The sequence below is a fragment of the Cyanobacteriota bacterium genome (genome assembly GCA_025054735.1).
In the GTDB taxonomy this organism is placed as follows: Bacteria; Cyanobacteriota; Cyanobacteriia; order SKYG9; family SKYG9; genus SKYG9.
On sequence record JANWZG010000140.1, the window covers coordinates 1 to 8,982 of the forward strand.

At 48.4% G+C, this 8,982-nt stretch carries 12 protein-coding genes; 5 read left to right on the forward strand and 7 right to left on the reverse strand.

Features of this window, described 5'->3' with window-relative positions; genetic code table 11:
• From NZ772_08445 to tmk, 3 genes are all read right to left on the reverse strand, one after another.
• A partial coding sequence (locus NZ772_08445; protein MCS6813582.1) for a hypothetical protein occupies nt 1-237 on the reverse strand: 237 nt, incomplete at its 3' end.
• Between the two features lie 27 nt (nt 238-264).
• Nucleotides 265-735 (reverse strand): hypothetical protein, encoded by a 471-nt coding sequence (locus tag NZ772_08450; GenBank protein MCS6813583.1) that lies wholly within the window; start codon nt 733-735, stop codon nt 265-267.
• A 299-nt stretch (nt 736-1,034) separates the two neighbouring features.
• Complete coding sequence (gene tmk, locus NZ772_08455) at nt 1,035-1,688, reverse strand: dTMP kinase (GenBank protein MCS6813584.1); 654 nt, start codon at nt 1,686-1,688, stop codon at nt 1,035-1,037.
• Nucleotides 1,689-1,845: 157 nt separating this feature from the next.
• Between tmk and NZ772_08460 the strand changes: the two genes are divergently transcribed.
• Nucleotides 1,846-2,217 (forward strand): hypothetical protein, encoded by a 372-nt coding sequence (locus NZ772_08460; GenBank protein MCS6813585.1) that lies wholly within the window; start codon nt 1,846-1,848, stop codon nt 2,215-2,217.
• A gap of 85 nt (nt 2,218-2,302) precedes the next feature.
• Here NZ772_08460 and NZ772_08465 read toward each other — a convergent pair whose 3' ends face one another.
• Both NZ772_08465 and NZ772_08470 read right to left on the reverse strand, forming a co-directional pair.
• Nucleotides 2,303-2,728, reverse strand: coding sequence for an FHA domain-containing protein (locus NZ772_08465; protein ID MCS6813586.1), 426 nt, complete (start codon nt 2,726-2,728; stop codon nt 2,303-2,305).
• Between the two features lie 104 nt (nt 2,729-2,832).
• The gene (locus NZ772_08470) at nt 2,833-5,280 is read right to left on the reverse strand and encodes a heavy metal translocating P-type ATPase (GenBank protein ID MCS6813587.1); all 2,448 of its coding nucleotides are present in this window, start codon (nt 5,278-5,280) and stop codon (nt 2,833-2,835) included.
• 62 nt (nt 5,281-5,342) lie between these two features.
• On the opposite strand from NZ772_08470, the gene NZ772_08475 reads away from it, so the two are divergent.
• On the forward strand, nt 5,343-5,627 hold the full coding sequence (locus tag NZ772_08475) for a hypothetical protein (protein ID MCS6813588.1): 285 nt from the start codon (nt 5,343-5,345) through the stop codon (nt 5,625-5,627).
• Here the strand turns inward: NZ772_08475 and NZ772_08480 are convergent.
• Both NZ772_08480 and NZ772_08485 read right to left on the reverse strand, forming a co-directional pair.
• Nucleotides 5,624-5,863 carry a hypothetical protein gene (locus NZ772_08480; protein MCS6813589.1) on the reverse strand — a complete coding sequence of 80 codons (240 nt, stop codon included), beginning with the start codon at nt 5,861-5,863 and terminating at the stop codon, nt 5,624-5,626. The genes NZ772_08475 and NZ772_08480 overlap by 4 nt on opposite strands.
• Before the next feature lie 179 nt (nt 5,864-6,042).
• Nucleotides 6,043-6,786: a dienelactone hydrolase family protein gene (locus NZ772_08485; protein ID MCS6813590.1), complete on the reverse strand. Its 744-nt coding sequence runs from the start codon at nt 6,784-6,786 to the stop codon at nt 6,043-6,045.
• 367 nt (nt 6,787-7,153) lie between these two features.
• Between NZ772_08485 and NZ772_08490 the strand changes: the two genes are divergently transcribed.
• From NZ772_08490 to NZ772_08500, 3 genes are all read left to right on the forward strand, one after another.
• On the forward strand, nt 7,154-7,540 hold the full coding sequence (locus NZ772_08490) for an organic solvent tolerance protein OstA (protein ID MCS6813591.1): 387 nt from the start codon (nt 7,154-7,156) through the stop codon (nt 7,538-7,540).
• Nucleotides 7,541-7,657: 117 nt separating this feature from the next.
• Nucleotides 7,658-8,386 (forward strand): LPS export ABC transporter ATP-binding protein, encoded by a 729-nt coding sequence (gene lptB / locus NZ772_08495; GenBank protein MCS6813592.1) that lies wholly within the window; start codon nt 7,658-7,660, stop codon nt 8,384-8,386.
• A 30-nt stretch (nt 8,387-8,416) separates the two neighbouring features.
• On the forward strand, nt 8,417-8,982 hold a 566-nt coding region (locus NZ772_08500), incomplete at its 3' end, for an LptF/LptG family permease (protein MCS6813593.1).

Genomic DNA, 8,982 nt, shown 5'->3' on the forward strand with positions numbered 1-8,982 from the left:
ACCAGAGCGGGAGATACGGCGAGATGGTGGAGACGGCAATGCATCAGATGATGCATCAGAGAATGACTGCTGGCGTAAATGAGTCGCTGACCGACGATTAGCTCCCCTGACTTGAACCTGCTCAACCCGTGAGAACCGCTTACTAGCCGATGGGTGCGATCGGCTAGCATTCTCTTCTGCATCGGGAGATTTAGGCTGCTTAACCAGTACCCGACCTCTCCGCTTGTCTAGTGCCATAGACTTAGCCCACTGATATTTAGCCCACTAATATGCCAGAGGAACATGACCGGGAGGCGCAGAGCTTTTAGGAGGAACTGCAACCGATGACTGCACTGGTTGCGGCTTGATGAAGATAGCCTGGGATAACGTTAGTGGTTCAAGCTCCTTTGTCAACGAGTTGCTAGGGCGATCGAGCTGCTCTTGCAACAGTGCCCCCGCAGACAAAAGTTGGCGCTCTTGGCGCTGTAGAACCTCCAAGCGGCGATACGCTCTGCCCCATTGCTGCTGAGTTTGGACAGTCTGCACATAGGCAACCAGAACACCACAGGCCAATGCCGCCATAACAACTGATGACCCATGCTGAACATTGAGCAATAGCTGTAACCACAGTGGGCGCAGCCGATCTTCAGGGAGCTGATGAACCGTAGATGGTTGAGATTGCTGACTAGGGCTAGCCGTTACCAGCGTCAAGTGACGATGAGCTAGCGACTGGTCATCGCTCTCAATTGCAGGCATGACACTAGAGTTTCTCAGGCTTGCAGGCATTCAACAACTCCCCAAATCTAAACCACTACTTTAATCGTCTAACTACTAACGTAAACACTTAACCATCAGCAGCTTAGGATAACACTCCAGCCATGATACTTGAAAATCACTAAATGACTACAGCAATGATCAACAATTTAGTGCCACCCTCCCAGTCAGTTGCTGTGAATTGATCTGCTTATCAGCTTTGACCGGCTATCACCTAATGGCATCGTGAGATCAGCAGATATATGCGCTAAGTAGATAACTCATCCTAATTTCACCGTCAGTCAGCAAAATTCAGGAAATCGCTGCTGCCAAGCAAGCTTCACCTGCTGGAAAACCTCATCTACATTGCCTTGTGCATCAATGCGAACAATCCGATCCGGATGTTGCTGTGCTAACTGACGATACCCGGCATCCACTCGTTGATGAAACATCAACTCGGCTTGTTCGATACGATCAGCTGATCCCCTTTGCCTAGCGCGAGATAGCCCCACCTTCACGTCAATCTCTAACCAAAATGTGAGATCGCTCACTAGCCCACCTGTCGCTAGTTGATTAACTTGTTCAATTAACTGCAGATCCAGTCCACGTCCATAACCTTGGTAGGCAATGGTAGAGTCAGTGTAGCGATCGCACAGTACAATTGCCCCATTTCTTAGGTGCGGTTTAATGAATGCTTCTACATGCTGAGCGCGATCAGCCGCATAGAGTAATAGTTCCGATCGATCTTGGATGCACTCGTCCGTCTGTTGTTCTAGCAACAGTTGTCGTAACCTGACACCCAAGCTCGTGCCTCCTGGTTCTCTAGTTAGCACAATCGATCGATCGAGCGCTTGACATCGACTACTGGTCAATAACCACTGATATAACTCTCTAATTTGAGTCGTTTTACCAGCACCCTCAACTCCTTCAAAGACTATCAACACTCCATCACACATGAGGCCGCAATTGGTTATAGCTTGATTTTTGAATTCTCCTGCATCCAGTAAACCAAGTTTTGTATGCTAGAGTGTAGGCAGTGTGAACAAAAGGTAAGGTAACTGATTGTATTGAAGGACTACCCAAATACTCCGCCGTTATTCGTGTTGATTCCCTATGGCTCGTTACACTTCCTTGTTCAAGGTGGCTGCACCCGTTGATGACCTTCAACCAGCCATAACCAATGTACTCGAAGCTTGCAACATGCGGGTTATCTACAGAGATAACGACTACCTAGTTGCCCGCGAGATTCCAGGTCAGGTCACCTTTGCCAAATTGGTGACTGTAGAGGTTCTAATTGATAGGCCTAGGGAACATGAAGCCAAGACTGGTGAGCTGTGCACCCCAAGCATGGCACTGAACTTCGTGGTTAAGAATGAAGAGCTGCCGTTACAGGCTAATAACCACTGCCGTCGTATGTTCGAGTTAGTGAACAACACACTGTTGGACAGTAATTCTTGGGAGTTGCTTGAACACGTGTCATCCTAACAATCTATCATCCTGACAATCTAGGTAGAGGTAGACCTCCCAATCTGGGCGAAGGTAGGCACCTGCTGCCGATGTCGTGAGTTGTCTAGTCCTCAGGCTCGCCTACCATGCTAGGGCTAATTAGGGTAATATCAAATTCCTCATCGGGAGGCGTAGTTGCGACTGCATCTTGACTCAGTAGGTAGTAAATCGCTCGAACTTGAGGGCCGAACACAACTTCGTCTTCGTTCTGAAGGTTGTGAGCTTGGAGTTTACGACCGTTAATCAATAGACCATTGGCGCTAGGTTTACCCTTCAAGTTGCCATCCACAATGCGGTAATAGAAGCCTCCATCCTCATTGGGAAGCTGAACTAGCGTTGCATGTCGCCGTGAAACAAACTGTGAGATTAGGCGAATGTCACATTTTGGATCCCTGCCAATAGAGTAAATCGGACCAGTAAGCGGAAATTCACGTCGCCCCTTGTCGTCCTCAATGATAAGCATGTGATTTTGTGGTACGTCTGAAGCCATTGCCAAAATTACTATGCGGTTTTTTATGCTTGTCTCTGTATTGTCCTAGTGTAGCTCTTGGAATTCATTGCTTATTGCTAATTTAGCAATGAAGAGAAAATCACCTATATTCCGGATAAGCGGACATAGCGCAGCAACAACGAGTTAGTTACTACTGTGATAGAACTCAGTGCCATGATCAATGCTGCTAGGGATGGGTTCAACATGACCCCGTATCTTGGAAGCAACGCACCCGCTGCCAAGGGAACACACACAACGTTGTAGGCCAAGGCCCAAATCAAGTTCTGATGAACTTTATTCAGGGTAGCACGACTTAATTGAATAGATTTTACAACGTCTATCAGGTGAATCCGTTGAGAATTCGCTTGGTCAAGTCGCATTAAGACAATATCAGCCGCTTCGATCGCAACGTCGGTACCCGATCGCATCGAAATACTAACATCGGCTTGTACTAATGCGGGCACATCGTTAATACCATCCCCTACCATGGCGACTCGGTGACCTTGGGCTTGCAATTGAGCAATGTAGCTGGCTTTTTCATCAGGCTTAATACCTACAATAATATCCGCCTCTGCAATGCCTGTGATACGAGTAATAGCGGCCTTAGTACTAGCTTTGTCACCTGTGAGCACTTTAATCTCTAGCCCCATGTGCTGCAACTGTCTTATAGCAGGCACTGCATCAGGTTGCCAATCATCAGCAATGGCAATCAAGCCAACTAACCTGTGCTCGATCGCTAAATATATCACCTGTTTGCCAGCTTTTGCCAGTTGCTCAACTTGTGGTTGAACCGAGGCCGGGAGCAATATATTGTTGTGGCGCAACCACTCATAGGATCCCAACCTAACGCATTGATTGCCAATCATGGCAGCCACCCCATACCCCGGCTCTGTGTGGAAGTGGCTGCCACTAAGGGGAACCAAGTTGTGAGTAGTGGCATAGCGTTGAATAGCCGTAGCGATCGGATGACAAGTGCCTTGTTCAACAGTGAACGCAAGCTGCATCAATGCTTCGGGTGTGGAGGGAATCAGTCGCTGCTGCTCGGTGTCTTGCGAACCATCATCACATTCATACAAATCAGGAGCGATAACTATGCAATCGGTCACTACTGGAGAGCCTGATGTCAGTGTGCCCGTCTTATCAAAGACAACAGTCGTAATACGATTGACTTTTTCTAAAACATCTCCACCCCGAATTAGTAGACCTTGGCTAGTACCAACGCCAAAACCAACTAGAATCGCTGTCGGAGTAGCCAACCCCAGAGCACAGGGGCAAGCCACTACAAGTACAGCGATCCCCAACTTTATACTTAGCAACAGAGGATTTGATGCCGTCTCAGCAAGACCTAGCGAGGCAAAATCCACAACACGGCTACCAATGGTATACCAGCCAAGGAATGTGAGTACGGCGATCGCCAAAATAACGTAAGTAAAATAACCAGCGATTGTATCTGCCAACCGCTGGACGGGAGCCTTTCGTGTTTGGGCAACTTCTACTAACCTCACCATGCGTGCGAGGGTCGTATCCTGCCCAGTATGGGTTGCCCTAACGGTAATTGCGCCCAGTTGGTTTAGTGTGCCTGCACTAACAGAGTCACCTACCTGCTTCAATACAGGGAGTGATTCTCCAGTGAGCATCGACTCATCCACTGTAGTCTGCCCAGAAATCACCAACCCATCTACGGGGATCATTTCACCAGAGCGCACTTGCACTAGGTCGTTAGGATGAATTCTCTCAACAGGAATTTCTGTGACCACCTGATCGGTAGTGACTAACCGAGCAGTAGGTGGCTGCAAGGCAATTAATGCTCGCAAGGCTGATAAGGCCTTATTTCGTGCCTGCCGTTCCAGAGACCGCCCTAGCAAAATAAACCCAATCACCATCACTGGCTCGTCAAAGAAACATTCCCATCCAAGCTCTGGGACTAAAAGGGCGATCGTGCTGGTTACGTAGGCTGTGAGCGCACCTAAGCCGACCAAGGTATTCATGTTAGGTGCTAGTCGCCGTAGCCCTTGCCAGCCATCCTGTAACAACGATCGTCCAGGCCACAAGATAGCCAAGGTTGCTAAGCCCCAGTGAAACCAAATGTTGGTAAGCATAGACAGCCCTGGTAAGGGCAGCGCAGTTTCAACGGAATGATGGGAAGAGAGACCAATGTGACCCAACCCAGAGAGAATCAAAAGCGCCGTAGCAGTACCAAGTTGCCAAGTTTGCTGCTGTACAGTTTCCGATTCCGCCGCTGCCTGATTCGACAACGATGGGCAACCGTCTGTAGAGGGTGACGATTTGACTGTGGCAGTAAAACCAATGGTCTGCAAGCTTTGCGCTAGGGTATCTGGCTCTGTCTGGCGATGATCATAGGTAACAGTTGCCAATTCCGTAACCAAGTTCACTACAGCAGAGACAACCCCTGTTTGCTTTAGCAAATGGCTTTCAACAGCCGACACACAACCAGCACACCGCATACCGCTGACAGTCAATGTGGCTGTGCTAATTGCCAGTGTTGGGGGCGACTTAGTTAGGTGGGCTGTTGGCTGGGCTGAAAGTTGCATGGCAAAAAGGGTATGCTAACAAGCGAGAGACTTAGTGTTAGCGCTGGGGTAAGGAGTTACTTATGAACCCAATTCATCTAGCTACTCCAATCAAGATAGGCACAACTACGGACTGGATTACACGTCGGACAACACCTTGGACACCAGTGTTAGCGTTGGCGATCGTTGGCCTACTTACAGCTTGCAGTAGTCAGCAGTCTACTCCACCAGCGACCCCTTCTACAGTAACAACTCCTACTCAAACGGTAAAGGACAAAGTTAGAACTGCGGAAGATGCTCTCAAGAAACGGGAGACCATGAACCCTACCGAATCACCCAATCATCAGGAGTCCCCCAGCAGTCCCTAAGCTTGGCGTGCACGTTGAAGCAGTTGCAGTTGTTGCAGCAGGGCATCTGTTTCAGCTTGAAGATGAAGATATTTGACTTGATGGTCGATGCTGTAGATTGAAGGAGGCAACTGAGCCGATCTGAGCTGATCTTCTGTGGTAGCGGAACTACGAGAGCTACTAGCAGCCGTAGCAGTTGCGGATGCTTTAGATGCCAATACAGCGGACGATGCAGGGTTAGAAATACTAGCGCTCATAAGCTGTCAATAGTCATTTATACTCACACCAGAACCAATCATACTCCCAACAGGTCAAAAATAGTTGCGGAATATGTCGATATTTAAATTATCTCGTTACAAATCCCAGCATTATGTATACGAGTATCCAATTCATGCTACTTGAGCCTAATGAGCGCAGTTGTCAACGTTAGGCCAGTCTAAAGATTGTCTGCAAAAAGCTGTAGCACTACATTCCAAGCACTAGCGGCTGCTTCAGCATTGTAGCTACTACGTTGATCGCAGAAGAAGCCATGGTCTGCCCCCTCGTATCGCAACACGCGATGGGGAATATTGTGCTGCTGGAGAGCAGCCTCGATCTGGTCAACATGCTCAGGCGGGATACTAGCATCAGCCGTGCCAAAGAAGGCATATAGGGTGCCCTTAATGTCAGGGGTGCAAGCGATCGTCGGCTCTCCACCTCCAGGCCTCATTGTAGGAATACCCGCACCATAGAAAGATGCTGTAGCCTTGATGCTAGGCAATGTGGCAGCTAGGTAGGCTACATGCCCACCAAAACAAAACCCAATGCAACCAACTCCACCAGGTTTGGTAATCGGCAGGCTGTGGAGATAGTCGATTGTGGCCTGAATGTCGCTCAGTAACTCTGTTGCTTTGGTTTGCTCTTTGTACTGTCGTCCAATTGCGATGTCATCAGCCGTGTAGCCAGTTTCAAATCCGGGGGCAAGGCGTTGAAAGATGGCAGGGGCGATCGCCACGTAGCCAGCCCGCGCAAACCGCTCGGTAACATCTCGAATATGAGCATTGACACCGAAGATTTCTTGAATGACTACAACACCAGGAAATGGGCCGTCACCCATGGGTTGAGCCAAGTAAGCAGCGATCGCCAAGTCACCATTCATCACGTGAACATTAGCTGTGTGGATTTCGTCAACAGGTGTCATAGGAACCATCGATATAATGAACGAGGATTAGTTACTTTCAGAGCAGTTGGTACTACAGTTATGTGGATAGGAGGTATGTGGATAGGAGGAAAAGTATGACTGGTAGGAATGACCGCAGTCATCACCTGGTCACCTGAAACTTAACTAGTGGGTTAGCAATCTAGTATGTTAGTGATGTCTTCAAAAGAGGCATCTGAAGGTGAAAAATGACAGCCTTAGTGTATCACTCTGAATCCTAATCACCCTGATTTATCTGTGATTTGAAAAAGTTATGCGTTGCCCATCTTCCCGCACATCTCGTCAACGATCGTGGCTGTTTGCCCTGTTCGCTGTATCATCTATCATTGCAGGTGCTTCCCACTTGGTGATGCAGGCAGACGCACAAACAGCAAATCCAGCCGCTACTCGCAGCCCCTTAACCTTACAAGCGGACATCCAAGAGGCCAATGCTAAGACTGGAGTATTGACAGCACGTGGCAATGTTCAAATTGATTACCCTGCCAGAGGCATTCGAGCCACAGCAGCCCAAGCGCAGTATTTCAGTCGGGAGCGCCGAATTGTTCTAAGCGGTAACGTCTATATTGTGCAAGATGGTAACTCTATCCGTGGTGAGACTGTCACCTATTTAATTGATGAGGGGCGATTTGTGGCGCTACCTGCTAGCAATCAGCAAGTTCGGTCGATCTATCAAGTAGAGGAAAGAGATAATACTCAATCTCCAGCAACTCCTGCTCCGGGAGTAGCTCCTTTTTAGAGCGGTAACGCTTGCTTAGAGTTTAAAGCAGCGATAGTTGCTGAGAGTAGTTCTTTATCTGGGTAGGCTAAGGTTAGTAACCCTAGTTGCATGCTTACAAGCAAAGGTAGAAGGCAGTTGAAAATTTCACTGGAGGATATTTACAAATCCTATGGCAGACGCTCGATTGTTAATGGTGTGAGTTTGTCTGTGCAGCAAGGAGAAATTGTGGGGTTGCTGGGGCCTAATGGTGCAGGCAAAACGACAACTTTTTACATTGCTACAGGTCTAGAAAAGCCTAACCTAGGGCAAGTCTGCCTTAATGAAGTCAACATTACCCAACTTCCCATCCATCATCGCGCTCGCATGGGCATTGGCTATCTAGCACAAGAGGCAAGTATTTTTCGACATTTGAGTGTGCGTGACAACATCCGCTTGGTGCTGCAACAAACAGACCTATCTCCAACTGAACAGGAAAGACGCTTACATCAGTTGTTACACGAATTTCGGTTAGAGCGGGTAGCGTCTCGGTTAGGCATTCAGGTATCTGGAGGGGAGCGCCGCCGCACAGAGATTGCTAGGGCACTGGCCTCGGGTCGTGATGGGCCTCGGTTTCTGTTGCTAGATGAACCGTTTGCGGGCGTGGATCCAATCGCTGTGTCAGAAATTCAAAGTATTATTGAACGATTACGGGATCAAAACATGGGTATTTTGATTACAGATCACAATGTCCGTGAAACCCTGGCGGTTACTGATCGTTCCTATATCATGCGCGATGGCAAGATCTTAGCATCAGGCACGTCGGAAGAGTTGTATACCAACCCTCTTGTGCGTCAATATTACTTGGGTGATAACTTTCAAGTTTAATCATCACACTACTTTGTTGCATCTTTGTCTATGGCATCTGGCCTTGTGAAATCCTTTAGTGCCCCATTTAAGTCCCTAGGCTGGCTAGCTCGTGGGATTTCAGTGCTAGATCGCTATATCATCACCGAGCTGAGTATGCCCTTCTTGTTTGGTGTGGGGCTATTTTCGTCGATCGGCATTTCCGTCGGTGCTGTCTTTGATCTAGTCCGGAAAATTGCCGAATCTGGTTTGCCTGTATCTGTAGCCATGACAGTGCTGCTCTACAAAATGCCAGAATTCATTGGCTACTCGTTCCCCATGGCAACGTTGTTAGCGTGCCTGATTACCTATAGCCGATTTTCTAGCGATAGCGAGTTGATAGCTCTGCGTAGTTGCGGCATTAGCCTTTATCGGTTAGTGCTACCTGCGATCGTCCTTGGTGCGCTGGTTACTGGCCTTACCTTTGTGTTTAACCAGATGGTCGTACCCGAAGCCAACTATCAGGCAGCAGTCACCCTAGAACGTGCCCTTAACCAAGAACGTCCCAACTTTCAAGAACGCAACATTCTATACCAAGAGTTTCGAGAGGCAAAACGGCCTGATGGTTCAACTGAACA

Excerpts from the sequence above, each read along its gene's own strand:
- NZ772_08450 (MCS6813583.1), bottom strand. The coding sequence starts at position 735 with ATGCCTGCAATTGAGAGCGATGACCAGTCGCTAGCTCATCGTCACTTG.
- tmk (MCS6813584.1), bottom strand. The coding sequence starts at position 1,688 with ATGTGTGATGGAGTGTTGATAGTCTTTGAAGGAGTTGAGGGTGCTGGT.
- NZ772_08460 (MCS6813585.1), top strand. The coding sequence starts at position 1,846 with ATGGCTCGTTACACTTCCTTGTTCAAGGTGGCTGCACCCGTTGATGAC.
- NZ772_08465 (MCS6813586.1), bottom strand. The coding sequence starts at position 2,728 with ATGGCTTCAGACGTACCACAAAATCACATGCTTATCATTGAGGACGAC.
- NZ772_08470 (MCS6813587.1), bottom strand. The coding sequence starts at position 5,280 with ATGCAACTTTCAGCCCAGCCAACAGCCCACCTAACTAAGTCGCCCCCA.
- NZ772_08475 (MCS6813588.1), top strand. The coding sequence starts at position 5,343 with ATGAACCCAATTCATCTAGCTACTCCAATCAAGATAGGCACAACTACG.
- NZ772_08480 (MCS6813589.1), bottom strand. The coding sequence starts at position 5,863 with ATGAGCGCTAGTATTTCTAACCCTGCATCGTCCGCTGTATTGGCATCT.
- NZ772_08485 (MCS6813590.1), bottom strand. The coding sequence starts at position 6,786 with ATGACACCTGTTGACGAAATCCACACAGCTAATGTTCACGTGATGAAT.
- NZ772_08490 (MCS6813591.1), top strand. The coding sequence starts at position 7,154 with ATGCAGGCAGACGCACAAACAGCAAATCCAGCCGCTACTCGCAGCCCC.